The sequence below is a fragment of the Pseudomonas sp. QLc11A genome, assembly GCF_052112305.1.
Classification (GTDB): domain Bacteria; phylum Pseudomonadota; class Gammaproteobacteria; order Pseudomonadales; family Pseudomonadaceae; genus Aquipseudomonas; species Aquipseudomonas laurylsulfatiphila.
In genome coordinates this window covers 122,049-148,431 of record NZ_JAVAJJ010000010.1, presented here as the reverse complement: position 1 = coordinate 148,431, position 26,383 = coordinate 122,049, and the positions used below count along the sequence as shown (strand labels likewise).

Genomic DNA, 26,383 nt, shown 5'->3' with positions numbered 1-26,383 from the left:
CCAACGGGGGCAAGCCCCCTCGCCACAGGGACCGCACCCGGATGGGAGAACGGGACCTAGAAATCCCGCTTGTAGAAGATGTCCAGCGAACTGGCCACGCCGCCCGCGGCTTCGAGGTAGACCCTTTTGCTCAGCTTGTAGCGCAGGGCAATGGTGTTGGCCGGTTCGAACACGCCGACGCCGTAGCGCAGGCTGAGCTTCTCGGAAATATTGCCGCTGGCCACCACACTGGTAGCGTCGCCGCTGCCCTGGGTGTCGAGCTGGAAGTCCTGGATGCCCAGGTTCTTGGCAATGCCGCTGGTCACACCGGAACTGCCCATCAAGCCCAACCCGAGGGCCGCCTGGGCGAGCATGTTGTTGTCTTCGCCATTGCTGCTCAACGGACGCCCGAGCACCAGATAGGACAGGGCCTGCTCCTGGCTCATCGCCGGTTCCGAAAAGATTTGCGTGGTCGGTTGTTCGGCGCTGCCACTCAAACGAATGCCGGCGATGATGTCGTCGGTCTTGCGAATGGCTTCGATGTCCAGGTACGGCTGATCGATGGGCCCGGCAAACAGCAAGCGTGCCCGGCGCACCGACAGCCGCTGGCCATAGGCGCGGTAACGCCCGTCGTTGAGCCACAGCTCGCCACGGGTGTCCATGTTGTCGCCGATGTGCACATGCCCCTGCACATTCGCCGTCAGGCCAAACCCGGCAAAGCTCAGCTTGTCCTCGCCGACCAGCACTTCAATGTCCATCTTCATCGCCAGCGGTGGCTTGCCCTCCTCGGTCTGCTGACCGACGATCACCGTGTCATCGGAAACCTTGACCGTCGACGGCGGCAATTCACGAATGGTGATTTCGCCCCTGGGCACCAGCACTTTACCGGCGATGGCCAACTCATCGCCCTTCATCGAGATTTTCAGGTCCGGTGCGACTTCAAGCTTGGCGTAAGGCTCGACGGTGACCGGCAATTGCGTGCCCTTGAGCGCCAGATCCACCACCAGCGCCTGACCCCAGGCGATGTTGCCGTTCAAGCTGCCCTGCCCGGCCTTGCCGCTGTTCCAGCCACCGTTCAGTTGCACGCTTTCACCGGCAATGAGCGCCTGAACGTGCAGGTTTTGCAACTCCATCGGCAACTCAGGTCCAGTTACCTCGCCGTCACTGAGTTGCAGGCTGCCATTGACCTGCGGCGCCAAAAGTCCGCCGGAAATCGTGCCGCTGCCATTCAGGCGCCCGGTCAGCTTCTCGACCATCGGCACGAACGGTCGCGCCACCGACAGGTCCAGCCCGCTCAAGCGGAACGAGCCGCTCAACGGTTTGTTCTTCGGCAACGGATTGAGCTGCGCCTGCACCATCAGTTCGCCGAGTTTGCCGCCGACGAAATTGAGTTCGGTGTCTATACGTTTGGGCGTGAGTTTGCTGGTGAGCTTCAGGGTCTGGTACGGGAAGTCCAGCCACTGATCCTTTTCCTTGATGCGCAATGTGCCGCCGCCGGCATCGACGCTGACCTGGCCGTTGGGGCCACTGGCCGGCAGGTCCAGTTGCAGATCGGCATTGAGTCGGCCCTGCCAGGCGAAATCCTTCGGCAACCACTGCGCGAGGCTGTCGATCGGGAACTGCCTGAGGTGATAACGCAGCTTCGGCTCGGGCATCAGGCGCGAGTCTTCCCCGCACAGGCTGGCCTGGCCGGATGCCCAGCAATGGGCACCGAAGTTGATTTTGCCGTCCGCCAGGCGCTCGAGTTTCGCCGGCCCTTGCAGCTTCCAGTCCTGGCCACCGGCCTGGATATCACCGCTGGCCAGGCGTCCACGCCAATTGCCTTTATCCAGCGCACCGTCCAGACCCAGCGCCAGTTTCAGCTTCGGCCCTTGCAGATCGAGGCTCAGCTTCTGGTTCTTGATGTCGCCCTGGCCACTGGCGGTCAGGGTTCCCAGCGAGGTGTCACCGGCCTGGATGCCGCTGCCCTTGAGGTCGATTTTCGCCCGTTGCGCACTGTCCAGCGTGGCGTCCAGGTTCAGGCTTTGCAGGCGATTGTCCTGGAAAACCAATTGCAAGCCTTGCAGGTCAAGCTTGCCCTGGGGCGCCTTGAGTGTGCCGGCGACATCCACGCGGCCATTGAGCTGGCCGCGCAGCTCCGGCCAGAGCTGGGCCAGGCGCGGCAGCTTGAGATCGATCTGCCCGGCGAGTTTCTGTTGCAGGCTGCCCTTGCCGCTGATGCTGTTCTCGCCCAAGCGAACCTGCAGGGCGTTGAGGTTCCATTGCTCACCACGGCCATCGGCCTTGGCCTGGATCACCGCCGGCTGACCGCGCAGTTTGCCCTTGAGGTCCAGGTCGGCATTGAGACTGAGCACTTCGTTTTTCAGTTCGCCCGTGCTGCGCAACGGCCCCGCCAGCGTGCCCGGCAACTCTGCGACCCAGTACGCCGGGTTGATCGCCGACAGGTCCAGCGCGGTGTCCCAGGCAATGCCGTCGGCGAACTGCAGGTTCAGATGCCCTTCAGCCTTGCCCTGCCCGGCCTGGAGTTGAATCTGTTGCAGGTAGATTTTCGTCAGGTCGCCGGCGAACGGACTGGCCAGGGTGAAGGCGCCCGCCGGACCATCCGCCGCGGCGTCAAAATGACCGAGGTACTTGCCGTCGGTGTAGGACACCTCACCGGTGAAGCGGCGCAACCCCACCTCCGGCTCGTCGATCAAGGGATAGAGACGGTGCCAGGGGAAGTCCAGCCAGTCGATTTTCGCTTCGGCGCTCAGGCCTTTGCTCCAATCCACAAGCCCTGTGAGCTTGAGGCTTTGCTTGTCGTTGGCGGTCAGGTCGAGCGCGGCGATCTGCGCGCCGTTGGCGTCGACCTTGCCTTGCAGCGCCAGGGCGACCGGCCCTTGCTCGGCGGGCAGCGTGGCTTTGCCGAGCAGCGCATAGCCGTTCTTCAAGTCGCCGGCACCGCTGAGTTCAAGCTGATTGAGTTGCAGGGTGTCCGGCAGATCGGCACCGGGTTTGAAGCCATCAGCGGTGATCCGCACCTTGGCCGGCAGGTTGTCCACCAGCGGTTGCAGCTCGCCGGTCAGTTGCCCGTTGAGGTAACCGCTGCTGTCGGCTCTGAGATTGAGGGTTTTCAGCAGGTCGCCATCAATCTTGAGCGCCAGCTCCCACGGCGCGGGGGTCGACAGGGTCAACTTGCCTTGCGCATGAAGCGGCCAATTGCCGATCGGTTGCAACGAGCCGGACAGGTTCAGGCTGAGGTCATCGCGCTGCAAATGCACGGAATCGATCTGCATGCCCTCAGGGGTCCAGTGTGCTACCAGCTGCAAACCCTTGAGCTCTTCACTGCCGTTGAACAGCAGGCTGCCGACCTTGACGTCTCCCAACTCGATGGCCAGCGGCAACTTCAGTTCCGGCAGGGTAATCGGGCCAGTGCCCGGCTCTTCGGAACCCGGCGGGAACGTCAGGCTGACCTGGTCGGCCTGCAATTGCTCGATGCACAAGGTCATACGGGTCAGGCACAACGGCGACCAGGCGAAAATCACCTGGTTCAGTTCAATCCGACTGGTGTCCTGCTGCCACAGCACCCGGTCGGCACTCCACTGCCCGCCCAGCCGGCCCTGGAAACTGTCCAGGGTCAACCCCGGTACGAAGCCCAACGCCCAGCGGCTGCCCGTCGCCGTGCCAAGTACCGTGGCCAGCGTCAGGACAACCAGCATCAACAGTGCGGCTATTGCCAGCAGCGTTACTTTCAAACCACGCTTCACAGCTCAGGCCCCATGGAAAAGTGCAGTCGAATGCCGCCATCGTCGTCCAGCGCATGGGCCAGGTCGAGGCGGATCGGCCCCACCGGCGATACCCAGCGCACGCCAATACCGACCCCGGTCTTGAGGTTCGGCAGTTCGAGGGTGTTGAAGGCGTTGCCCTGGTCGACAAAGGTCGCTATCCGCCATTTTTCGGCGACCGAATACTGGTACTCCGCGCTGGCGGCCACCATGTAGCGGCCACCGATGCGATCGCCGTCGGAGTTTTCCGGGGACAGGCTCTGATAGTCGTAGCCGCGCACGCTCTGATCGCCACCGGCGAAGAAGCGCAACGATGGCGGTACCGATTTGAAGCCGTTGGTGGCACTGCCGCCGACCTGCACCCGTCCGAGGAAGCGGTGCTTATCGAACACCGTGGTCAGGCCTTTGACCAATGCCGTGCCATAGAGCAGGTTGCTGTCGGAACCCAGCCCCTCCTTGGCCACCTTGGATTCGAATTGCAGGCGATAGCCGTTGTGCGGATCGATGCGGTTGTCGCTTTTGAGGTACGAATAGCTCACACCGGGCATCAGCAAGGTGCTGAGTCCCGAGTCATCGCCCAGTTGGTAATCTTCGCGCTGCCACTTCAGCGACACCACCCGTTGCCAGCCGCTGGGCAGTTTGCTGTGCCACTCGGGACCGAGGGTCAGCAACTTGCTGTGGCTTTCCTTATCGGCGATTTCTTCATTCTGGTAGCCACCGGCAAAACGGAGTTTGTCGGTCAGGGGCGGGTCCAGCGGAATGTCGTAGAACAGCCCGACGTTTTGCCGGGGTGCCGAGACTTCGGTTTCCCAGCCATAACTGTGCCCTTGTGGGTTGACCCAGTGCCGGGTCCAGTTGGCCTTGGCCCTTGGGCCGACGTCGGTGGAGAAACCCAGGCCCAGGCCCATGGTCCGTGGCTTGCGGGTTTCGAGCTTGACGTCTACCGGGATCGCATTCTCTTTTGACGCCGCGGGTGCTGCGTCCACGCGCACGCCTTCGAAGTAGCCACTCGATTGCAGGTTCTGATTGAGTTCGGCAATCAGCTCCGAGTCGTAAGGTGTACCGGCCTTGAAGGGCACCATGCGTTGCAGCAGTTCGTCATCGAACGGCGTATCGCCCTCGAAACTGACCCTGCCCAAGGAATAGCGCGGACCGCTTTCATAGATAAGCTCGATATCGGCAACGCCGGCCCGCGGGTCGACCGACAGTGTCGAACGGGTGAAACGGCCGCTGAAAAAGCCATAACGCGAAGCCTGGTTCTGGATCAGGCGCTTGGCGTCCTCGTAATGCCCATGGTTGAGCACGGCACCGGGCTTGAGCGCGTCGCTTTTGGGGATTCGAAAGGATTTGAGGGACGCCGCGGGTCCTTCGACTCGCACCGTGACATTGCGCAAGTGCACCGGCTCGCCGGGGTCGACCTTCAACACCAGGCGTGGCTTTTCGCCGCCCTTCACTTCGCTGTCGATGTGCGGCTGGTAATAACCCAAGGCCTGGGCGGCCTTGCGCGCCTGCTCCTCGGCGCCACGACTGAAGCGCTGCAAGGCTTCTTCGTCACGATCGCCGAGGCTGCCGATATAGCCCTCTATATTGGCCTTCAGTTCATCGTTGGACGGTTTGATCCGCACATCCAATTCACTTTGCGCCAGCGCCGTGCAGCTGGATAACAGCATGAGCACGCCACTGGTAAATCTTCCTGGAAACTTCATAGGCGCGGATGCTATCACGAGCATGGTTCATGAACATGGAAGCGTGATAGAGCCTGACATGTCCGGAAAGTTCGTGATCTAAGCCGTTGCTGTTTGTAACACCTGGGGATTGGGGTGAAAAAACACGTGTTCGCGAACCGGCCCAACGGCAACTTCACCGATTTCCTCATAGCCCTGACGCTTATAGAACTCCAGATAGCGAGGGTTCCCGGTGTCGAGAATCACGCCCTGTGAGTGTTCATCCACCGCGCACCAGTTGTGCACGGCTTGCAACAATTGTTCGCCGAAATGCTGGCCCTGGAACTGCGGGTGAACCCCCAGCAACGGCAAGACGTGCACCGAGTCGTTCGGCACGCAGGCCTCCACGGCAGCGTGATACTCGAGGTAGCGACGGGTGCAGCGAAATCCCGTGCTGAGCACCATGCGCAGGCGCCACGCCCAACTTTCGGTGACCCCAAGGCGACGTTGCGGCGGCGCAATCAGGGCGATGCCGATCAGGCGGTCGTTGACCAGCAGACCGATGGCCGGCAGGTCCTGGAGAAAATGCTGGGTCACCAGTTCGCGCACCGTGGCGCGAACCCGCTGTTCGTAACCGGGGCGTTCAGCTTCGAACAGATAGCCGAAGGTCGGTTCGTGTCGATAAGCCTGGTACAGCAGCGAACGGGCTTCACGGGCATAGCCGCTGTCGAGCATGTGAATATCGGCGATGGCGGTCGAGGTTTCGGGCATGACGGTTGATCTCCCCGGCACAGCTCGGATGGCTGCGCTTCTGTTGTTACTGTTGTTACGAGCTGATCGGCGCTGACACAGTTCCTTAAAGATCCGCAATCAGTGTAGGCAATGAAATCGCCTTCGCGAGCAGGCTCGCTCCCACAAGGGTACAGGCCGTGTCCATTCCCTGTGGGAGCGAGCCTGCTCGCGATGAGGCCATCACTGCCCACACAAGACTGACAGGCAAAACTCAATCCCCTCACCCCACACTGGCCCGATTCCCCCATGTCAGCTAGCATCGCCCTTTTGCCAGGACTGCCGACCATGAAGATCGTCTCCTTCAACATCAACGGGCTGCGCGCCCGTCCCCATCAGCTGGCGGCGCTGATCGAAAAGCACCAGCCCGATGTGATCGGCTTGCAGGAAACCAAAGTCCACGATGAGCAGTTCCCGCTGGCCGAGGTGCAGGCGCTGGGCTACCACGTGTATTTCCACGGGCAAAAAGGCCATTACGGCGTCGCCCTGCTCTCGCGCCAGGAACCGCTGGCCCTGCATAAAGGTTTCGCCACCGATGAAGAAGATGCCCAGCGGCGTTTCATCTGGGGCACCTTCGCCGACGCCAACGGTGTCCCGGTCACCATCATGAACGGTTATTTCCCACAGGGCGAAAGCCGCGACCACCCGACCAAATTCCCGGCCAAGGAGCGTTTCTACGGCGACTTGCAGCAATTGCTGGAAAGCCAGTTCAAGAACGACCAGCCGCTGGTGGTGATGGGCGATGTGAACATTTCCCCGGAAGACTGCGACATCGGCATCGGCCCGGACAACATGAAGCGCTGGCTGAAGACCGGCAAATGCAGCTTTCTGCCGGAAGAGCGCGAGTGGATGGCCCGCCTGAAGAACTGGGGCCTGGTCGACAGTTTCCGTCACCTGAACCCGGACGTGACCGACACCTTCAGCTGGTTCGACTACCGCAGCCGTGGCTTCGAAGACGAACCCAAGCGAGGCCTGCGCATCGATCTGATCCTCGCCTCCCACGGCTTGCTGCCGCGTGTGAAGGCCGCCGGTGTCGACTACGAACTGCGCGGCATGGAAAAACCTTCGGACCATGCGCCGATCTGGCTTGAGTTGAGCTGAACCAGGACCAACCACAATCCCCTGTGGGAGCGAGCTTGCTCGCGATGAGGGAGTGTCAGTCGACATCATTGTCACTGAACCACCGCTATCGCGAGCAAGCTCGCTCCCACAAGGGACCATCACTGCAACCTGTCATTTTTCGGAAACCTTACTGACTTAATCTCCCGACACCTCCCTTGGCTATATAAGGTGCCGGCATGATGCTGCGCGTGTTGTTCCCGTTGATGCTGTGCCTCGGCTTGCCACACCTGGCGGCTGCCGGCAATTTGCCGACATCCGGACAAGGCCCGGTGCTGCGCATTCAGGGCTCCAACACCATCGGCGCGGCCCTGGGGCCGGCGCTGGTCGAAGGCCTGCTGGGCGAACAGGGCCTGCGCAGGATTCACCGCGAAACCCTGGCTACCGCCAACGAACTGCGCATCGTGGGTGAAACCGATCAGGGCAGCCGGGTTGTCGTTGAAGTCGCAGCCCACGGTTCGAGCACCGGTTTTGCCGCCCTGAAAGCCGCCAATGCCGACCTCGCCGCCTCATCGCGCCCGATCAAGGACAGCGAACGGGTGAGCCTTGCATCCCTGGGCGATCTGAAAAGCCCGGGTGCCGAACAAGTCATCGCCATCGACGGCCTGGCCATCATCCTTCACCCGGACAATCCGCTGACTCAACTCGGCACCGAGCAACTGGCGCGCATTTTCAGTGGCGAAGTCAAAACCTGGGAAGACATCGGCGGCCGCGGCGGGCCGATTCATCTGTATGCACGGGATGATCAGTCCGGTACCTACGACACCTTCAAGGAACTGGTCCTGAGTGATCGCGGGAAAGGTCTCAGCAGCACGGCGAAACGCTTCGAATCCAGTGAACAACTGTCCGACGCCGTGAGTGCAGACCCACAAGGCATTGGTTTTATCGGCCTGCCCTACGTGCGCCAGGCCAAAGCCGTGGCGATTGTCGATGGGCAATCACAAGCCATGCCGCCACTGAACAACCTGATTGCCACGGAAGACTATCCGCTGTCCCGCCGACTGTTTTTTTATCTGCCACCGAACGCAAAGAACCCTTGGGCCGATGCACTGGCGGCGTTTGCCCAAAGCAGTAAAGGACAAGCGATTGTCGCCGCCAACGGTTTCATCGCCCAGACCGTCCAGGCCATGACCGTGACACCCAATGCGTTGATGCCCGAGGGTTATCAGGCTCTGAGCCGTCACGCACAGCGTTTGTCGGTCAACTTTCGTTTCGAAGAAGGCAGCGCAACGCTGGACAACAAGGCGCAACAAGACTTGTCCCGGGTGCTCGACTATATAAAGCAGCACGACAAAACCAATGGCCAGGTAACACTGGTGGGCTTTGGCGATGCCAAGAGCGACCCGGCGCGTGCCGATCTTTTGTCGAAGCTGCGGGCCATGGCGGTAAGGCGGGAGTTGGTGAAAAGCGGTGTGGTGTTTCGCGAGATTCGCGGGTTTGGAGCGCAGATGCCGGTGGCGGCCAATAGCGCCGATGAGGGAAGGATCAAGAATCGGCGGGTTGAGGTTTGGGTGTATTGAACGTGCTGTGGTGAATGTACGGACGCCTTCGCGAGCAGGCTCGCTCCCACAGTGGATCTTCAGTGAACACACTATCTGTGACCACAGAATTCCCTTGTGGGAGCGAGCCTGCTCGCGAAGAACGATGACGCGGTCTTAGTGCCCGCTACGCATCATCTCTTTCGGCACATACTTGCCGATTTCGAACTTGCCGATCGCCGCACGGTGTACTTCGTCCGGGCCGTCGGCCAGGCGCAGGGTGCGCTGCATCGCATACATGTAGGCCAGCGGGAAATCGTTGGAAACCCCTGCCCCGCCATGGATCTGGATCGCCCGGTCGATCACCCGCAACGCAACGTTTGGCGCGACGACCTTGATCTGCGCGATCTCGCTGCGGGCCACTTTGTTGCCAACGGTGTCCATCATGTACGCCGCCTTCAGTGTCAGCAGGCGTGCCATGTCGATTTCCATCCGCGAATCGGCGATCTTGTCGACGTTACCGCCCAGCCGCGCCAAGGGCTTGCCGAATGCCGTACGGCTCACCGAGCGCTTGCACATCAGTTCCAGCGCACGCTCGGCCATGCCGATCGAACGCATGCAGTGGTGAATCCGGCCCGGACCAAGGCGACCTTGAGCGATTTCGAAGCCGCGTCCTTCGCCCAGCAGGACGTTTTCGTACGGCACCCGGACGTTTTCAAACAGCACTTCGGCGTGACCATGGGGCGCATCGTCGTAACCGAACACCGGCAGCGGACGCACAATCTTCACGCCGGGGGTATCGACCGGCACCAGAATCATCGAGTGCTGGGCGTGGCGTGGCGCGTCCGGATTGCTCAGCCCCATGAAAATCAGGATTTTGCAGCGTGGGTCGCAAGCCCCCGAGGTCCACCATTTCTTGCCGTTGATCACCCACTCATCACCATCGCGCACCGCACGGGCGGCCATGTTGGTGGCGTCGGAGGAGGCCACGTCCGGTTCCGTCATGGCGAATGCCGAGCGAATCTCGCCGCGCAGCAAGGGTTCGAGCCAGCGTTGCTTCTGTTCTTCGTTGGCATAACGCACCAGCACTTCCATGTTGCCGGTGTCCGGTGCCGAACAGTTGAACGGCTCAGGTCCCAGCAGCGAGCGGCCCATGATTTCCGCCAGCGGCGCGTATTCGAGGTTGGTCAGACCGGCACCGAGCTCAGACTCAGGCAGAAACAAATTCCACAGCCCTTCAGCCTTGGCCTTGAGTTTGAGTTCTTCCATGATCGCGGTCGGCTGCCAGCGGTCGCCCTCGGCGACCTGGCGCTCGAACACGGCTTCGGCGGGATAAACGTAGGTGTCCATGAACGCTGTTACGCGCTCACGCAGTTCCTGAACCTTGGGCGAATAAGCGAAATCCATGAGCGAGATACCTTCTTGGGGGAGGTTGTTTAGATCATGCAATCGATGCTAGAACAGCCATGAAAATTTACCTAGCCTATTCTCGGCGTGTATAAACATTCATCACCGATATATGATCGGCTGATCGTCAAGGTCAGCCCGCCCACACAATAAGAGAGCCGCGTAATGAATCTGAGCAAGGTCGATCTCAACCTTTTCATCGTCTTCGACGCGATCTACACCGAAGCCAACCTGACCCGTGCCGGGCAGATTGTCGGCATCACTCAACCGGCGGTGTCGAACGCTCTGGCCCGCCTGCGCGAGACCTTCAACGACCCGCTGTTCGTCCGCACGGCCCAGGGCATGGTGCCGACGCCCATGGCGCAGAACATCATCGGCCCGGTGCGCAATGCGCTCTCACTGCTGCGCGTGTCAGTGCAGGAAAGCCGCATTTTCAACCCGCAGCAAGCGGTCAAGACCTATCGCATCAGCATGACCGACCTCACCGAAGCGGTGATCCTGCCGCCGCTGTTCCAGCGCCTGCGCCGCCTGGCGCCGACGGTGATCATCGAGAGTTTTCTGTCCAAACGCCGCGAGACCACCAAGGAACTGGCGGCCGGCCGCCTGGACTTTGCGGTCGATGCGCCGCTCAACACCGACCCACAGGTGCGTCACGTCAAGTTGATGGAGGACCGCTACGTGTGTGCCATGCGCAAGGGGCATCCGCTGGCGGGCAAGGAAAAACTCACGCTGGATGATTACCTCAGCCTGACCCACATCCATATTTCCAGCCGCCGCAGCGGCCTCGGTTATGTCGACCTGGCACTGGGCAAGATGGGCATCCAGCGCAAGATCGCCCTGCGTTCCCAGCATTACCTGATGGCCTCGCAGGTGTTGCAGCAGACGGACATGGTCATGACCGTGCCGGAACGTTTCGCCCGCCGCAACGACCTGCACGCCTTTTATCTGCCGGTCAACGATGTGCCGCCAGTGGAAACCCACCTTTACTGGCACGAAAGCACTGACCAGGACCCGGCGAACCGCTGGATGCGCGAGCAGATGATCGAGTTGTGCCAGCAGGTGACGGCGCAGGAGAAGAAGCTCGAGAAGGTGTAGGGCTTGATACCGGGGTGCCCCCATCGCGAGCAAGCTCGCTCCCACAGGGATCTGTGCAGGGCACCAGTTTTGTGTCCACTGAAGATCCAATGTGGGAGCGGGCTTGCTCGCGAAGGGGCCAGCAAGAACACTGAAAATTCACGCCCCTTGACGTAAACGTCAACCTGCCATTAGCTTAGCGCCATGACCTTTTGCGAGCGCTTCCATGAGCAGCCAGACCTACAGCATTTCCGACCTCGCCCGCGAGCTCGACATCACCACCCGCGCCATTCGCTTTTATGAGGAGCAAGGCCTGCTCAGCCCCGAGCGCCGTGGTCAGGAACGCATTTACTCGCCCCGGGACAAAGTCAGCCTGAAGCTGATCCTGCGGGGCAAACGCATCGGTTTCTCGCTGGCTGAATGCCGCGAGCTGATCGAGCTTTACGATCCGTCCAGCGGTAACACCAAACAGCTGCACAGCATGCTGGCGAAAATCAGCGAGCGCCGTGAGCAGCTGGAACAACAGTTGCTGGACATCGAACAGATGAAACTGGAGCTCGATACTGCCGAAGAGCGCTGCGTACAAGCGCTGGAGCAGACCCTCAAAAGCCAGGAATCAATTCAGTAAATCCACACCGCCCCCTGTAGGAGCGAGCTTGCTCGCGATGGTCGTTAACGATAACGCGTGTTTGCTGGATAAACGCGGTGCCTGAGAACCCATCGCGAGCAAGCTCGCTCCTACAGGCTTCTCCGAACAATCAGCACAGGTCGAAGCCCATGTCCCTCCCCTCCCACGTACGCATTGTCGAAGTCGGCCCGCGCGACGGCCTGCAAAACGAAGCCCAACCCATCAGTGTTGCCGACAAGGTGCAACTGGTCGATGCACTGACCGCAGCCGGGCTCGGCTATATAGAAGTCGGCAGTTTCGTGTCGCCCAAGTGGGTGCCGCAGATGGCCGGCTCCGCCGAGGTTTTCGCGCAGATCCAGCGCAAACCGGGTGTGGTCTATGGCGCGCTCGCTCCCAACCTGCGCGGTTTTGAAGATGCCCTCGCCGCCGGGGTCAAGGAAGTGGCCGTGTTCGCCGCAGCGTCCGAGGCGTTTTCCCGGCGCAACATCAATTGCTCGATCAGCGAAAGCCTGGAGCGTTTCGCGCCGATCATGGAGGCCGCCAGACAACAGGGAGTGACCGTGCGCGGGTACGTGTCCTGCGTGCTGGGCTGTCCCTATGAAGGTCACATTCCCCCGGAGCAAGTCGCTTTGGTCGCTCGCGAGCTCTATGCCATGGGCTGCTACGAGGTCTCGCTGGGGGACACCATCGGCACCGGCACCGCTGGCGCGACGCGGAAAATGTTCGAAGTGGTATCAAAGGATGTACCCCGTGAAAAACTCGCCGGGCACTTCCACGACACCTACGGCCAGGCCGTGGCCAACATTTACGCCAGCCTGCTGGAAGGTATCTCGGTGTTCGACAGCTCCATCGCCGGTCTCGGCGGCTGCCCCTATGCCAAGGGCGCCAGCGGTAACGTCGCGACCGAAGACGTGGTTTACCTGCTGAACGGCCTGGGTATCGACACCGGAATCGACCTCGACGCCCTGATGCTCGCCGGTCAACAGATTTGCAGCGTATTGGGTCGCCCGACCGGTTCCCGCGTGGCCAGGGCCCGCAGCGCACAGTGAGTGCGCTGAGTGTGTCCGGGTGTTACCGCGCAGACTCAAACGTGGGCGCAAGCGAGTAACACGGAAACAAAATGTAGGGTTTTGCCTGAGGCCAAAAACCCTACAAAACCGCAAAACATTGATTTTAAAGGCTTTTAAAAAGTTGGCACGGCTCCTGCTATATCTATCGCATAACAAGAATAAAAAAATTGCAGCAACCCTAATAAAAACAAGACGTAACGACTCTGACATAACAAAAACAACACGGCAGAGACGTAGCTAACAGATTTTTTTGGAGAAGATGTGCTTTTCAGGGTGCTTTTCGAAGTGACCCGCAATCAGACAGAGAATAATAAAACTACCTTCAGGTAGCTCCCGTACTGGTTGGATCGCTCAGCGAAAAAGCAGATCAGCGCTCAAAAAAATACGTTTGCTCTTGATCCCGGATGGGGATCGCCAAAAACAGCGGTAAAGGGCAACGGTTGCCAAAAACAAAAACAGACCGACCCTCAATAATAAAAAAAGAGCACGCGCAACGACAAATTAAAGGGGAGCTTCGGCTCCCCTTTGTGCTGTCTGGCATTCAGGTTTTCCTCGATCAAAACTGTGGGAGCGGGCTTGCTCGCTCCCACATTGGGTTGTGTTCAGCCTTTGTTGATGCGCAACTCCTCGATACTTATCTCGCGCATCCGGAATTTCTGGATCTTGCCGGTTACGGTCATTGGAAACTCTTCCACGAACTTGAAGTAACGCGGTGTCTTGAAGTGCGCGATGCGCTCCTTGCACCAGGCTTGCAGCTCTTGTTCGGTAGCGCTGTGGCCGGGGTGGAACTTGATCCAGGCGACGATCTCTTCGCCGTAGCGCGAGCATGGAATGCCAATCACCTGAACATCCGCAACGGCCGGATGCGTGAAGAAAAACTCTTCCAGCTCCCGCGGGTAAATATTCTCACCGCCACGGATGATCATGTCCTTGTTGCGCCCGGCAATACACACGTAGCCCTCATCATTCATGCTCGCCAGATCACCGGTGTGCATCCAGCCTGCCTGATCGATGGCTTCTGCGGTGCCTTCGGGGTTGTTCCAGTAACCCAGCATCACACTGTAACCGCGAGTGCACAGCTCACCGATGGTGCCTCGCGGCACCAGGTTGCCGGCTTCGTCGATGATCTTGCTTTCAAGCTGCGGCTGGGTGCGGCCGACGGTGGTCACGCGCAATTCCAGGTCGTCTGAAGGACCGGTCTGCAATGACACCGGACTGGTTTCCGTCATGCCGTAGGCAATCTGCACTTCGCTCATGTGCATTTCGCTGATGACCCGGCGCATCACTTCGATAGGACAGGTCGCGCCTGCCATGATCCCGGTGCGCAGGCTCGACAGATCGAATTCGGCACGTTGAGGTTGATCGAGCATGGCGATGAACATGGTCGGCACGCCGTACAGCGCTGTGGCTTTTTCGTCAGCCACAGTGCCGAGGGTCAGCAACGGATCGAACGCGTCGTTCGGATAAATCATCGTGCTGCCATGGGTGATGCAGCCGAGATTGCCCATGACCATGCCGAAGCAGTGATACAAGGGCACCGGAATCACCAGGCGATCGGCCGCCGTCAGGCCCAGGCTTTCACCGACCATGTAACCGTTGTTGAGAATGTTGTAGTGACTGAGGGTCGCGCCCTTGGGGAAACCGGTGGTGCCAGAGGTGTACTGGATATTCACCGGCTGATCGAAACGCAGGCTGTTCTGGCGCTCATGCAGTTGCTCGACCGTCACGCTGTCCGCCAGACCAGCCAGTTGCGACCAGGGCAGGAACCCCGACGGCGGCAGGGCATCCAGGCTGATAACGCCACGCAACTGCGGCAACCGCTCGCTCTGCAGTTTGCCGATGGATTGCTCGGCCAGCTCGGGCACCAGGCCTTGCAGCATCGCGTGATAGTTCGAGGTCTTGAAGGCGCCCGCACACACCAGCCATTGGCAGCCGGACTGCTTGAGTACGTATTCGAGTTCGGAACTGCGATATGCCGGATTGATATTGACCAGGATCACGCCGATTTTCGCGGTGGCAACCTGGCTGATGCACCACTGCGCACAGTTCGGCGCCCAGATACCAAGGCGGTCCCCGGCTTGCAGCCCCAGCGCCAGCAGCGCCCTGGCGTGCAGGTCCGCGGCCTCGGCCAGTTGCCGCCAGGTGTAACGCAGCTGTTGATGGCGCACCACCAGCGCCTCCCCGTCCGGGTACTGCGCGACCGTGTTGTCGAACGCCTGGCCGATGGTCATCGCCAGCAAGGCTTTGTCCTGGGAACCACGGGTGTAACTGCGTTGCGGGCTTGCACTGGGTTGATCCATGACGACCCCTATTGTCTTTATTTATGGGCTACCGGCGGCCTCTTGTAGGAGCGAGCTTGCTCGCGATGGAGGTCAACGATGACGCGTACCACCTGAAAAATGCGTCGCCTTCAAGTTCATCGCGAGCAAGCTCGCTCCTACAGGAACTGATCCGCGTTCTATCTTGAACTGGCTCTACTCTCGCTCAAGTTGACGTTAACGTAAAGGGTGATTGACAGCCATTCGTCACAGGCTTACGTTAACGTAAAGGTGAGAACCCAATCACGGCCCTCCCCCGCCCCATAAAAAAGCCAAAAGGTGACCCATGAGCTATCCATCCCTGAACTTTGCCCTCGGTGAAACCATCGACATGCTGCGCGATCAGGTCCAGTCCTTCGTCGCTAAGGAGATCGCCCCGCGCGCCGCTCAGATCGACATCGACAACCTGTTCCCCGCCGACCTGTGGCGCAAATTCGGCGACATGGGCCTGCTGGGCATCACCGTGCCGGAAGAGTACGGCGGTGCTGGCCTGGGTTACCTGGCTCACGTGGTCGCCATGGAAGAAATCAGCCGCGGTTCGGCCTCGGTGGCCCTGTCCTATGGCGCCCACTCCAACCTCTGCGTCAACCAGATCAACCGCAACGGCAACCACGAACAGAAATCCAAGTATCTGCCGAAGCTGATCAGCGGCGAGCACATCGGCGCGCTGGCCATGAGTGAGCCGAATGCCGGTTCCGACGTGGTCTCGATGAAACTGCGCGCCGACAAGCGTGGCGACCACTACGTGCTCAATGGCAGCAAGACCTGGATCACCAACGGTCCGGACGCCAACACCTACGTGATCTACGCCAAGACCGACCTGGAAAAGGGCCCCCACGGCATCACCGCCTTCATCGTCGAGCGCGACTGGAAAGGTTTCAGCCGCAGCAACAAGTTCGACAAGCTTGGCATGCGCGGTTCGAACACCTGCGAGCTGTTTTTCGATGACGTCGAAGTGCCGGAAGAAAACATCCTCGGCGTACTCAACGGCGGCGTGAAAGTGCTGATGAGCGGCCTCGACTACGAGCGCGTCGTCCTTTCAGGTGGCCCGACCGGGATCATGCAGGCGTGCATGGACCTGATCGTGCCGTACATCCACGACCGCAAGCAGTTCGGCCAAAGCATCGGCGAATTCCAGCTGATCCAGGGCAAGGTCGCCGACATGTACACCCAGCTCAACGCCAGCCGCGCCTACCTGTACGCCGTGGCCCAGGCTTGCGAGCGCGGCGAAACCACGCGTAAGGACGCCGCCGGCGTGATCCTCTACAGCGCCGAACGTGCCACGCAAATGGCCCTCGACGCGATCCAGATTCTCGGTGGCAACGGCTATATCAATGAATTCCCGGCCGGCCGTCTGTTGCGTGACGCCAAGCTGTACGAAATCGGCGCGGGTACCAGTGAGATCCGTCGCATGCTGATCGGTCGCGAACTGTTCAACGAAACCCGCTAAACGGAGCTGTCCATGGCTACCCTGCATACCCAGCTCAACCCCCGTTCAGCGGAGTTCGCCACCAACAGCGCGGCGATGCTCAAGCAGGTCGACGCCCTGCACACCCTGCTCGCCCAAGTGGCGCAAGGTGGCGGCCCGAAGGCTCAGGAACGCCACACCTCGCGGGGCAAACTGCTGCCTCGCGAGCGCATCAACCGCTTGCTCGATCCGGGTTCGCCGTTTCTGGAGATCAGCCAACTGGCGGCGTATGAGGTGTATGGCGAAGACGTCCCCGCTGCGGGCGTGATCGCCGGGATCGGTCGCGTGGAAGGCGTCGAGTGCATGATCGTCGCCAACGACGCCACGGTAAAAGGTGGCTCGTATTACCCGCTGACCGTGAAAAAACACCTGCGCGCCCAGACCATCGCCCAGCAGAACCGTCTGCCGTGCATCTACCTGGTGGATTCGGGCGGCGCCAACCTGCCGCGTCAGGATGAAGTGTTCCCGGACCGCGAGCACTTCGGCCGGATCTTCTTCAACCAGGCCAACATGAGCGCCATGGGCATTCCGCAGATTGCCGTGGTCATGGGCTCCTGCACCGCTGGCGGCGCCTACGTGCCAGCGATGGCCGACGAAGCGATCATGGTCCGCGAGCAAGCGACCATCTTCCTCGCCGGCCCGCCGCTGGTGAAGGCCGCGACCGGTGAAGTGGTCAGCGCCGAGGACCTCGGCGGGGCCGATGTGCACTGCAAGATTTCCGGGGTGGCCGACCATTACGCCGAGAGCGATGAACACGCCCTGGCCCTGGCACGTCGCAGCGTCGCCAACCTCAACTGGCGCAAGCAAGGCGAGGTTCAACAACGCACGCCGATCGCCCCGCTCTACAGCAGCGACGAGTTGTATGGCGTGGTGCCGGCCGATGCCAAGCAGCCGTTCGACGTGCGCGAAGTCATCGCGCGACTGGTGGACGGGTCGGTGTTCGACGAGTTCAAGGCGCTGTTCGGGACAACGCTGGTCTGCGGTTTTGCTTACCTGCACGGTTACCCGATCGCGATCCTCGCCAACAACGGCATTCTTTTCGCTGAAGCTGCGCAGAAAGGCGCGCACTTCATTGAACTGGCATGCCAGCGCGGCATTCCGTTGTTGTTCCTGCAAAACATCACCGGCTTCATGGTCGGCCAGAAATACGAAGCCGGCGGTATTGCCAAGCACGGCGCGAAACTGGTGACGGCGGTGGCTTGCGCCAAGGTGCCGAAGTTCACGGTGATCATCGGCGGCAGCTTCGGTGCCGGTAACTACGGCATGTGCGGTCGCGCCTACGATCCGCGCTTCTTGTGGATGTGGCCAAACGCACGCATTGGTGTGATGGGCGCCGAACAGGCGGCCGGCGTGCTGGTGCAGGTCAAGCGCGAACAGGCCGAACGCAGCGGCCATGGTTTCAGTGCCGAGCAGGAAGCCGAGATCAAGCAACCGATCCTCGACCAGTACGAAGAACAGGGTCACCCCTACTATTCCAGCGCGCGCCTGTGGGACGACGGTGTCATCGACCCGGCCCAGACCCGCGACGTACTGGCCCTGGCCTTGTCCGCGTCGTTGAACGCGCCAATCGAACCGACCCGCTTCGGCGTGTTCCGGATGTGATTTTTTTGCTGTAGGAGCGAGCCTGCTCGCGATGGACGTTAACGATAACGCGTGTTTTCTGAAAAAACGCGCCGCCCTGTAGCCCATCGCGAGCAAGCTCGCTCCTACACAAGAGCCGTGGAGACGGACAACATGAGCGACTTCAACACCCTCGAACTGCTGAGCGATCCAAGGGGTTTTGCGACTCTCTGGCTCAGCCGTGAAGAAAAGAACAACGCCTTCAACGCCGAAATGATCCGCGAACTGATCATCGCCCTCGACAAAGTCGCGAGCGATGCAAGCCTGCGCTTCCTGATCGTGCGCGGCCGTGGCAAGCACTTCAGCGCCGGCGCTGACCTGGCCTGGATGCAGCAATCGGCCGAACTCGATTACGCCACCAACCTTGATGACGCCCGGGAACTGGCGGAGTTGATGTACAACCTGGCCAAACTCAAAGTGCCGACCTTGGCCGTGGTGCAAGGCGCAGCCTTCGGCGGCGCGCTGGGCCTGATCAGTTGCTGCGACATGGCCATCGGTGCCGATGACGCGCAGTTCTGCCTGTCGGAAGTGCGCATCGGCCTGGCACCCGCGGTGATCAGCCCATTCGTGGTGCAAGCCATCGGCGAGCGCGCGACCCGGCGTTATGCCCTGACGGCTGAGCGCTTTGGCGGGCAACGGGCACGGGAGATCGGCCTGTTGTCGGAGAGCTATGCCAGCGCCGAGCTGGAACAGAAAGTCGAGCAGTGGATCGACAATCTGCTGCTCAACAGCCCGGCGGCCATGCGCGCCAGCAAGGATCTGTTGCGCGAAGTCGGCGACGGCTCATTGACCCCGGCATTGCGCCGCTACACCGAAAACGCCATCGCCCGCATCCGCGTCAGCCCCGAGGGGCAGGAAGGCCTGCGTGCCTTCCTGCAAAAACGTCCGCCGAGCTGGCAAGCCGAAACCACCAAGGAGCCCCGTTGATGAGCGCACCTGTCCTCACCACCCTGCTGGTGGCCAACCGTGGCGAAATCGCTTGCCGGGTGATGCGCACCGCCAAGGCCCTGGGCCTGACGACCGTGGCCGTGCACAGCGCCACCGACCGTGACGCCCGGCACAGCCGCGAAGCCGACATTCGCGTTGACCTGGGTGGCAGCAAAGCCGCCGACAGCTACCTGCAGATCGACAAACTGATCGCCGCCGCCAAGGCCAGCGGCGCCCAAGCGATTCACCCCGGCTATGGGTTTCTGTCGGAGAACGCCGGATTCGCCCGCGCCATCGAAAACGCCGGCCTGATTTTCCTCGGCCCACCTGCCTCTGCCATCGACGCCATGGGCAGCAAGTCCGCGGCCAAAGCCCTGATGGAAACCGCCGGCGTGCCACTGGTGCCCGGTTATCACGGCGAAGCCCAGGACCTGGAAACCTTCCGCGCCGCCTGTGAACGCATCGGCTACCCGGTGCTGCTCAAGGCCACCGCAGGTGGTGGCGGCAAAGGCATGAAAGTGGTCGAGGACGTCAGCCAGTTGGCCGAAGCCCTGGCCTCGGCCCAGCGTGAAGCGCAATCGTCGTTCGGCGATTCGCGGATGCTGGTTGAGAAATACCTGCTCAAGCCACGTCACGTGGAAATCCAGGTGTTCGCCGACCAGCACGGCAACTGCCTGTACCTCAATGAGCGTGACTGCTCGATTCAGCGCCGACACCAGAAGGTCGTCGAAGAAGCCCCGGCACCGGGCCTGAGTCCGGAACTGCGGCGCGCCATGGGTGAAGCGGCTGTGCGCTCGGCGCAGGCCATCGGCTACGTCGGTGCCGGCACCGTCGAGTTTCTGCTGGATGCCCGCGGCGAATTCTTCTTCATGGAGATGAACACCCGCCTGCAAGTCGAACACCCGGTCACCGAAGCCATCACCGGTCTCGACCTGGTGGCCTGGCAGATTCGCGTGGCACGCGGTGAAGCGTTGCCGATGACCCAGGATCAGGTGCCGCTGGTGGGCCACGCGATCGAAGTGCGGCTGTACGCCGAAGATCCGGGCAATGATTTCCTGCCGGCGACCGGTCGCCTGGAGTTGTATCGCGAATCCGCCCCGGGGTCTGGGCGCCGGGTGGACAGCGGCGTTGAAGAAGGCGATGAAATTTCGCCGTTCTACGACCCGATGCTCGGCAAACTGATTGCCTGGGGCGAGGATCGTGAACAGGCACGGTTGCGCCTGCTGAGCATGCTCGACGAGTTCGCCATCGGCGGATTGAAGACCAACATCAACTTCCTGCGGCGCATCATCGGTCACCCGGCGTTCGCAGCTGCCGAACTCGATACCGGCTTCATTCCTCGCTATCAGGAACAGTTGCTGCCAGCGCCAGCACAACTCGGCGATGAGTTCTGGCAAGCCGCCGCCCAGGCATTTGCCCAGAGCCAGCCGCACGCAACCCGTGCCGATGACCCGGGCTCACCGTGGGCGGCGCCTAATGGTCTGCGTGCCGGTTTGCCGAGAGAAATCACTCTGCACTTGAGTTGTGAAGGCCAGGACCGTGCACTGACGCTGGGCGACATCAATGCTCACAGTGCCCGGCTCAAGGGTGAGCATCTGTTGACCGAGCAGGCTGGCGTGCGCCGTCAACACCGGGCAATACGCCGTGGCGAGCGTGTGTATTTGCAGTGGGATGGCGAATTGCACCGCATCGAGGCCTATGACCCGATCAGCGCCGTCGAGGCCAGCCACAGCCATCAGGGCGGGCTGACCGCACCGATGAACGGCAGCATCGTCCGCGTGCTGGTGGAGGCCGGGCAATCGGTCGAGGCCGGGGCGCAGTTGGTGGTACTGGAAGCGATGAAAATGGAGCACAGCATTCGCGCGCCCCATGCCGGGGTGATCAAGGCACTGTATTGCCAGGAAGGCGAAATGGTCAGCGAAGGCAGTGCGCTGGTCGAACTGGAAGAAGCGTGAAATGAAGATCGGTCCTGCGCATTGCCAGGACCGATCTGATCAGAACCTGGCGGTTGCCTGAACCACTACGCCGATGATTCGACACTCATCGGCGTACAAGGCTTTCGGATACGTCGGATTGAGCGGGACCAGATAACGCTGACCGCCCTCTTCGATCAGCTTGCGAAACGTGGCTTCGGTGCTGTCCGGCCACTGGGCAATGACCAGTTTGCCAGGCACGGCTTCCACGGCCGGGTCCACCAGGATCAACATGCCTTCCGGGATGCTGATGCCATGGGGCGCGGTCATCGCATCGCCCGCCACTCTCAACCAGAATGCCGGCCCCCGGGCGTGGTAATCGGACAGTTCATAGCGCTCCTGGCCGTACACCGGGACCTCGCCGTCGCGCACTTGGACAGATTCGCGCCAATCACTGATCGGGTAGCGAAAGTACGGGTTGTACTTGTGGGACAGGGGGATTTCGTCCTCCGCTGACGCCTGCGGCTCCCGGATCACCAGCGCCACTTCGAGAAACTCCAGGCCCAGCGCCTGCAACACACGGTTCATGTCTTCGATGCCGGGTTCACGACGTTTGTTGAGCCAATGGCCAATGCCCCCCTGGGACATCCCGAGGCGCTCGGCGAGTATCTCTTGAGTGATTTTGAGTTCACTCATCTTGGCCTTGACCAATTCAATCCATTTATCCATGTGCGGCACGATACGTGGGCGCCTCCGACCATCAAAACACAAATTGTAGTATTTAAATCCTCGTCACAAATACAGTTCGTATTAGGATCAGCTCACGGATCTGAATCTAACACGGAGCTAGCCATCGCCATGAACCCACCCGCCAATGACCTGCCGGACGCGCAAATCGACACTACCCTCACCTCATCCCTGGACTCGGCGGCGGCTCAACGCGCGCTGGACTATTACCTGAAGCCTGCCGTTTCGGAGGAAGTGGCCGAGTCGCGTTTTTTTGATGTCAACCGCAACATCAGCGGCGAAGAGGCCCTGGTCCATGCCTTGGACCTGCTGCGCTGTGCGGCCGCCACCGCGTACGAATCAGCCAGTCACCTGCAAGGCGCAAACCGTGACCTGGCGTTTTCGACGGTGCACATGATCGACATGGCCAAGGCGATGGTCGATCGCTCGCTGGAAAAGTATGAAAACGCTTGAAGTGAGAAGGCAAATCGAGAGGACAGGAAAGAACTTTCCTGTCGCGCAGGTAAAAACACTTGACCCGCAAACGAGAATGATTATTATTGCAGCAACTGGTCGCGAGATCAGTCGATGGACCAGGTGACCTTAGGTCGGTCTCCTGGACTATCTCCTCATCAGGCTAATCACGGTTTTTGACCCGGCTTTTTGCCGGGTCTTTTTTTTTGCCAGTTTTTTCTGGCTTTGGCTTCAGGCTAATGAAGTCTTTGGGTGCCGCAAATTCGATGGCGCGGATGATATCAAAAGAATGCCAGTTGGCAAGAGAGGCCCGGCATCATGGGTTCAAACCAGCGACAGATAGCACTTGAGAATCAATCGCATAGCCTCTAAGCTGCGTCGGCGTCAAGGAGGACGCCCCCACCCCTGCACCCCGCAATTTCCCTCGGTTTCACCCCTCTCTTGCGTGTAAAGTAGCCGCGATAAAAATCATATTCAGGACCCGATTATGACCGTGGGCAAATCCTCTTTCGACATCAGTGCCAACTTCGACAGCGGCAACATCCAAGTCATCGACATCAGCGATCCGCTCAAACCGCTTCTGGCCATTCGCCCGGACACCCGCAGCGCCCATTTCCAGTGGTTCCACTTCAAGGCCAGCGGCCTGCATGTCGGCCAGGAGCACTGGTTTCGCCTGAACAATGCCAGCCAGTCCTCCTATAACAAGGCCTGGACCGGCTATCAGGCGGTGGCGTCCTACGATCACGTCAATTGGTTCCGCGTACCCACCATTTTCGAAGGCGACTGCCTGCGTTTCAGCCTCGAAGCCGAGCAGACCCACGCCTGGTTCGCCTACTTCGAACCCTACAGCCGTGGCCGTCACGACTGGCTGATCGAGCAGGCGCTGAGCAAGGCCGGTACCGAACTGCTGGCCACCGGCAAGAGTGTCGAAGGCCGTGACATCCAGCTGTTGCGCAAAGGCACCGGGGCCGAAGGTCGACGCAAGGTGTGGATGATTGCCCAGCAACATCCGGGCGAACATATGGCCGAGTGGTTCATGGAAGGCGTGATCGAACGCCTGGAAAAACACGACGACCCGGTGCTGAACAAACTGCTGGCCAGCGCCGACCTGTACCTGGTGCCGAACATGAACCCGGATGGTGCCTTCCACGGCCACCTGCGCACCAACGCCATGGGCCAGGACCTCAATCGTGCCTGGCAGAGCGCCAGCCAGGAAATCAGCCCAGAGGTCCTGTTCGTTCAGCAGCAGATGGAAAAGTACGGCGTCGATATGTTCCTCGACGTCCATGGTGACGAGGAAATCCCTCACGTGTTCACCGCCGGCTGCGAAGGCAATCCAGGCTACACGCCACGGATCGAAAAGCTCGAGGAGCACTTCCGCAGCCACCTGAAGCACACCACCAAAGACTTCCAGACCAAGTACGGCTACACCCGCGACGAACCGGGCCAGGCCAACATGACGCTGGCCTGCAACAGCGTCGGCCAGAAGTACGACTGCCTGTCGCTGACCCTGGAAATGCCGTTCAAGGATCATGACGATCATCCGAATGCGGAAACCGGCTGGTCGGGCAAACGCTCGAAACAGTTGGGCAAGGATGTGCTGACCACGCTTGCGGATATGGTCGACACCTTGCGCTGATTCGACTACATAGTGACGTGGCCTGACAACAGGCCACGTCACTCACTTGAGCATTTATGGCCTTGCAACAACGGAATTGCTCGGGACTGAAACCAGTCCAATAAAACTAACAGCCTTAACGAAGTACAGTGCCTCCCCTGAGATACTGGTTGCGGTAAACGTTAGCGCTGTACTATCTCCAATTTTTTTTGGCAAGGGATCCGAAGCAACGTTCACACGGTATATTTCATATCGAACAGCTTTAGGTGATGCGTTCCAGCCAAATGTAATCGTGTTAGCACTTGACCTAACTTTGACAAAGTTTCCTGGCGCTGTTGGTGGAGATTGGGGGGGAGCGTAAGAGGATAGCCGGGCAGCATTTTCGCGCCAGACACGCGCTGTATCGGCGGTTACAGCATTCCCTAAAGGTAAACCATACTGATCCAAGACGGCCGGTGTCGAATAATAAATTGAATTTGGACCTTTACATAAAATACTTCGCGACTTTCCATTAAAATATCCAAAACGATAGTTATTCACCCCGTTATCGTTGCAGTGATGACTGCCCGCATTGTGGCCAATCTCGTGAGCGAATGTCGAAGGCCTATTCGATGCGCCTATCGCAGACCTACCAGGCATCCAGCCCATTCCGATTACCCCTCCCGGCACAATATCAACAGCAAAATTACCGTACGTAACATCTGGCTCAAACTTGGCCATACCCTCGGCAAAAATTGTACGTAACCCCCCAAGGGTTTCAGATGTAATCGGATAATTATCTTCAACTACCTGAATACCAACCAGTCTCAATGAAACGTTGTCAACCAATGAATTGCGCAACATCATATTGACCAACTCAATCTTGGCCAGGGCGTCGGCATGCGCATCGCCACCCGCTCTATCAACCCCCGCCTTGGAATACCCCATCAGTACATCTACAACAAAGTGCTCTGCTTGAGCCGAATCCACAGGTGCTGTAGCGACCTGTTCATTCGGATTGGGAACAGCATCTTCAAAATCGGTATTAGTCTCAGGCTCGGAAATAAACTGACTTCCCCCCTTACTATCAACATGCAAAGAACCGAATTGCCCTGGTTTATTGATCAATGCTGTCAAGCTTCCGTCAACCGAACGCACCGTCACCAGCGCCCCCTCGGACTTATCTGGCATTCGCAGCTTGCCACTCTCGACGGTATAACCATCAATGACCTTCGAACTCGAACGTTCGAAAACCGCCGGCGCAATCAAATCCGCATACAGTTCTGCTGTAGATTTACTCGCAACATTTTCGAAAACCCGACTTTCCGGTTCCCCGGAGTCAGTCGTCGGCGGATGCGCACAGGCACCGAGTATCACCGCCAAACACACTAACGACAGCCCGGAAAAAGCGCGTCGTATGAAACACACACCTGCAGTCTTGAACATGGTTCGTCTCCCTGAATGGCACGATCAGTGCTGTCCGACTGGCCCCATTCGGGACCACTGCAGTCTTTGAGCATTGAACGTGCTTTTTCAGATCAGCGAAACTGTCAGAGTTGACAGGTAAGCAGACGATCACCCTGTGGCAAAAGCCAAATCACAGCCCAGCATTCGCCGACACAATCGACGGCAACTGTAGCGAACTGCTGAGCATCACCGGTCCGCCCGATGCCGAAATCATCGCCCAGCCCAGCAGCGGCAAGACCAGCATCAGTGCATACGACAAGACATGCAAAGCCTTGGCCGCCAGCGGGGCGAAGTGGTTCGGTTGAGTGCTCATTGCCGGGTCTCCTGTTTGGCGGCGGGCAACTGGCTGACTTCGCTGGTGCGACGCAGGTAGGAATTGGCGTAACCGGCGAAACGAGCGGCGAGCATCGGGTCGTCGGAACCTTCGATACCGGCAGGCAACACCAGCGGATCGTAATTGATGTCACGGCATTCGCCGTTGAAGTACGGCGTCGATATGTTCCTCGACGTCCATGGTGACGAGGAAATCCCTCACGTGTTCACCGCCGGCTGCGAAGGCAATCCAGGCTACACGCCACGGATCGAAAAGCTCGAAGAACACTTGCGCAGCCACCTGAAGCACACCACCAAAGACTTCCAGACCAAGTACGGCTACACCCGCGACGAACCGGGCCAGGCCAACATGACGCTGGCCTGCAACAGCGTTGGCCAGAAGTACGACTGCCTGTCGCTGACCCTGGAAATGCCGTTCAAGGATCATGATGATCATCCGAATCCGTTGACGGGCTGGTCGGGCAAGCGGTCGAAGCAGTTGGGGAAGGATGTGCTGACCACGCTTGCGGATATGGTCGATACCCTGCGCTGATTCGATTACATAGTGACGTGGCCTGACAATAGGCCG

The 26,383-nt window shown here is 59.9% G+C and carries 18 protein-coding genes and 3 pseudogenes; 12 read left to right on the top strand and 9 right to left on the bottom strand.

Going from position 1 to position 26,383, the window contains the following annotated elements; all coding sequences use genetic code 11:
• Positions 1-56 precede the first annotated feature (56 nt).
• The 3 genes from Q8X48_RS16340 to Q8X48_RS16330 form a co-directional block, all read right to left on the bottom strand.
• Positions 57-3,725, bottom strand: coding sequence for a translocation/assembly module TamB domain-containing protein (locus Q8X48_RS16340; protein WP_407801161.1), 3,669 nt, complete (start codon positions 3,723-3,725; stop codon positions 57-59).
• A complete protein-coding gene (locus tag Q8X48_RS16335) occupies positions 3,722-5,449 on the bottom strand; it encodes an autotransporter assembly complex protein TamA (protein WP_407801160.1) in 1,728 nt (575 codons plus the stop codon). The genes Q8X48_RS16340 and Q8X48_RS16335 overlap by 4 nt, the downstream gene beginning before the upstream one ends.
• A 78-nt stretch (positions 5,450-5,527) precedes the next feature.
• Positions 5,528-6,178, bottom strand: a complete 651-nt coding sequence (locus tag Q8X48_RS16330; RefSeq protein ID WP_095966520.1) for a GNAT family N-acetyltransferase — start codon at positions 6,176-6,178, stop codon at positions 5,528-5,530.
• A 306-nt stretch (positions 6,179-6,484) separates the two neighbouring features.
• Between Q8X48_RS16330 and xthA the strand changes: the two genes are divergently transcribed.
• Together xthA and Q8X48_RS16320 are read left to right on the top strand one after the other, a co-directional pair.
• Entirely contained in the window at positions 6,485-7,297 is an 813-nt protein-coding gene (gene xthA, locus Q8X48_RS16325; protein WP_007970500.1) for an exodeoxyribonuclease III, read from the top strand.
• A gap of 197 nt (positions 7,298-7,494) precedes the next feature.
• A complete protein-coding gene (locus tag Q8X48_RS16320; protein ID WP_407801159.1) occupies positions 7,495-8,835 on the top strand; it encodes a substrate-binding domain-containing protein in 1,341 nt (446 codons plus the stop codon).
• A gap of 135 nt (positions 8,836-8,970) precedes the next feature.
• On the opposite strand, the gene Q8X48_RS16315 is transcribed toward Q8X48_RS16320, so the two are convergent.
• Positions 8,971-10,200 (bottom strand): acyl-CoA dehydrogenase, encoded by a 1,230-nt coding sequence (locus Q8X48_RS16315; RefSeq protein WP_015094355.1) that lies wholly within the window; start codon positions 10,198-10,200, stop codon positions 8,971-8,973.
• A 165-nt stretch (positions 10,201-10,365) separates the two neighbouring features.
• On the opposite strand from Q8X48_RS16315, the gene Q8X48_RS16310 reads away from it, so the two are divergent.
• The 3 genes from Q8X48_RS16310 (at position 10,366) to Q8X48_RS16300 (ending at position 12,951) form a co-directional block, all read left to right on the top strand.
• On the top strand, positions 10,366-11,295 hold the full coding sequence (locus Q8X48_RS16310) for a LysR family transcriptional regulator (RefSeq protein WP_007970503.1): 930 nt from the start codon (positions 10,366-10,368) through the stop codon (positions 11,293-11,295).
• Positions 11,296-11,500: 205 nt separating this feature from the next.
• Positions 11,501-11,902 (top strand): MerR family transcriptional regulator, encoded by a 402-nt coding sequence (locus Q8X48_RS16305; protein WP_007980992.1) that lies wholly within the window; start codon positions 11,501-11,503, stop codon positions 11,900-11,902.
• 149 nt (positions 11,903-12,051) lie between these two features.
• Positions 12,052-12,951 carry a hydroxymethylglutaryl-CoA lyase gene (locus tag Q8X48_RS16300; protein WP_407801158.1) on the top strand — a complete coding sequence of 300 codons (900 nt, stop codon included), beginning with the start codon at positions 12,052-12,054 and terminating at the stop codon, positions 12,949-12,951.
• Positions 12,952-13,574: 623 nt separating this feature from the next.
• On the opposite strand, the gene Q8X48_RS16295 is transcribed toward Q8X48_RS16300, so the two are convergent.
• Complete coding sequence (locus Q8X48_RS16295; RefSeq protein WP_407801157.1) at positions 13,575-15,272, bottom strand: AMP-binding protein; 1,698 nt, start codon at positions 15,270-15,272, stop codon at positions 13,575-13,577.
• Between the two features lie 304 nt (positions 15,273-15,576).
• Between Q8X48_RS16295 and Q8X48_RS16290 the strand changes: the two genes are divergently transcribed.
• The 4 genes from Q8X48_RS16290 (at position 15,577) to Q8X48_RS16275 (ending at position 21,260) form a co-directional block, all read left to right on the top strand.
• On the top strand, positions 15,577-16,740 hold the full coding sequence (locus Q8X48_RS16290; protein ID WP_008031893.1) for an isovaleryl-CoA dehydrogenase: 1,164 nt from the start codon (positions 15,577-15,579) through the stop codon (positions 16,738-16,740).
• Between the two features lie 12 nt (positions 16,741-16,752).
• Positions 16,753-18,360: a carboxyl transferase domain-containing protein gene (locus Q8X48_RS16285; RefSeq protein WP_407801156.1), complete on the top strand. Its 1,608-nt coding sequence runs from the start codon at positions 16,753-16,755 to the stop codon at positions 18,358-18,360.
• 132 nt (positions 18,361-18,492) lie between these two features.
• Entirely contained in the window at positions 18,493-19,305 is an 813-nt protein-coding gene (locus Q8X48_RS16280) for a gamma-carboxygeranoyl-CoA hydratase (protein WP_007981004.1), read from the top strand.
• Positions 19,305-21,260: an acetyl/propionyl/methylcrotonyl-CoA carboxylase subunit alpha gene (locus Q8X48_RS16275; protein WP_407801155.1), complete on the top strand. Its 1,956-nt coding sequence runs from the start codon at positions 19,305-19,307 to the stop codon at positions 21,258-21,260. Before Q8X48_RS16280 ends, Q8X48_RS16275 begins: the two co-directional genes overlap by 1 nt.
• Positions 21,261-21,299: 39 nt before the next feature.
• On the opposite strand, the gene Q8X48_RS16270 is transcribed toward Q8X48_RS16275, so the two are convergent.
• Positions 21,300-21,947 carry a LexA family protein gene (locus Q8X48_RS16270; protein ID WP_407801154.1) on the bottom strand — a complete coding sequence of 216 codons (648 nt, stop codon included), beginning with the start codon at positions 21,945-21,947 and terminating at the stop codon, positions 21,300-21,302.
• 129 nt (positions 21,948-22,076) lie between these two features.
• Between Q8X48_RS16270 and Q8X48_RS16265 the strand changes: the two genes are divergently transcribed.
• Both Q8X48_RS16265 and Q8X48_RS16260 read left to right on the top strand, forming a co-directional pair.
• A complete protein-coding gene (locus tag Q8X48_RS16265) occupies positions 22,077-22,418 on the top strand; it encodes a DUF6124 family protein (RefSeq protein WP_015094348.1) in 342 nt (113 codons plus the stop codon).
• A gap of 487 nt (positions 22,419-22,905) precedes the next feature.
• Positions 22,906-24,057, top strand: a complete 1,152-nt coding sequence (locus Q8X48_RS16260) for a M14 family metallopeptidase (RefSeq protein WP_407801153.1) — start codon at positions 22,906-22,908, stop codon at positions 24,055-24,057.
• 54 nt (positions 24,058-24,111) lie between these two features.
• On the opposite strand, the gene Q8X48_RS16255 is transcribed toward Q8X48_RS16260, so the two are convergent.
• The 3 genes and pseudogenes from Q8X48_RS16255 to Q8X48_RS16245 all read right to left on the bottom strand — a co-directional run.
• Complete coding sequence (locus Q8X48_RS16255; RefSeq protein WP_407801152.1) at positions 24,112-25,461, bottom strand: hypothetical protein; 1,350 nt, start codon at positions 25,459-25,461, stop codon at positions 24,112-24,114.
• 154 nt (positions 25,462-25,615) lie between these two features.
• Positions 25,616-25,768: pseudogene (locus tag Q8X48_RS16250) on the bottom strand (cytochrome b); the annotation flags it as partial.
• A 23-nt stretch (positions 25,769-25,791) separates the two neighbouring features.
• Positions 25,792-25,971, bottom strand: a pseudogene (locus tag Q8X48_RS16245) (catalase); the annotation flags it as partial.
• On the opposite strand from Q8X48_RS16245, the pseudogene Q8X48_RS16240 reads away from it, so the two are divergent.
• Positions 25,964-26,347 (top strand): annotated as a pseudogene (locus Q8X48_RS16240) (hypothetical protein); the annotation flags it as partial. The pseudogenes Q8X48_RS16245 and Q8X48_RS16240 sit on opposite strands and share 8 nt — an antisense overlap.
• Positions 26,348-26,383: the final 36 nt, after the last annotated feature.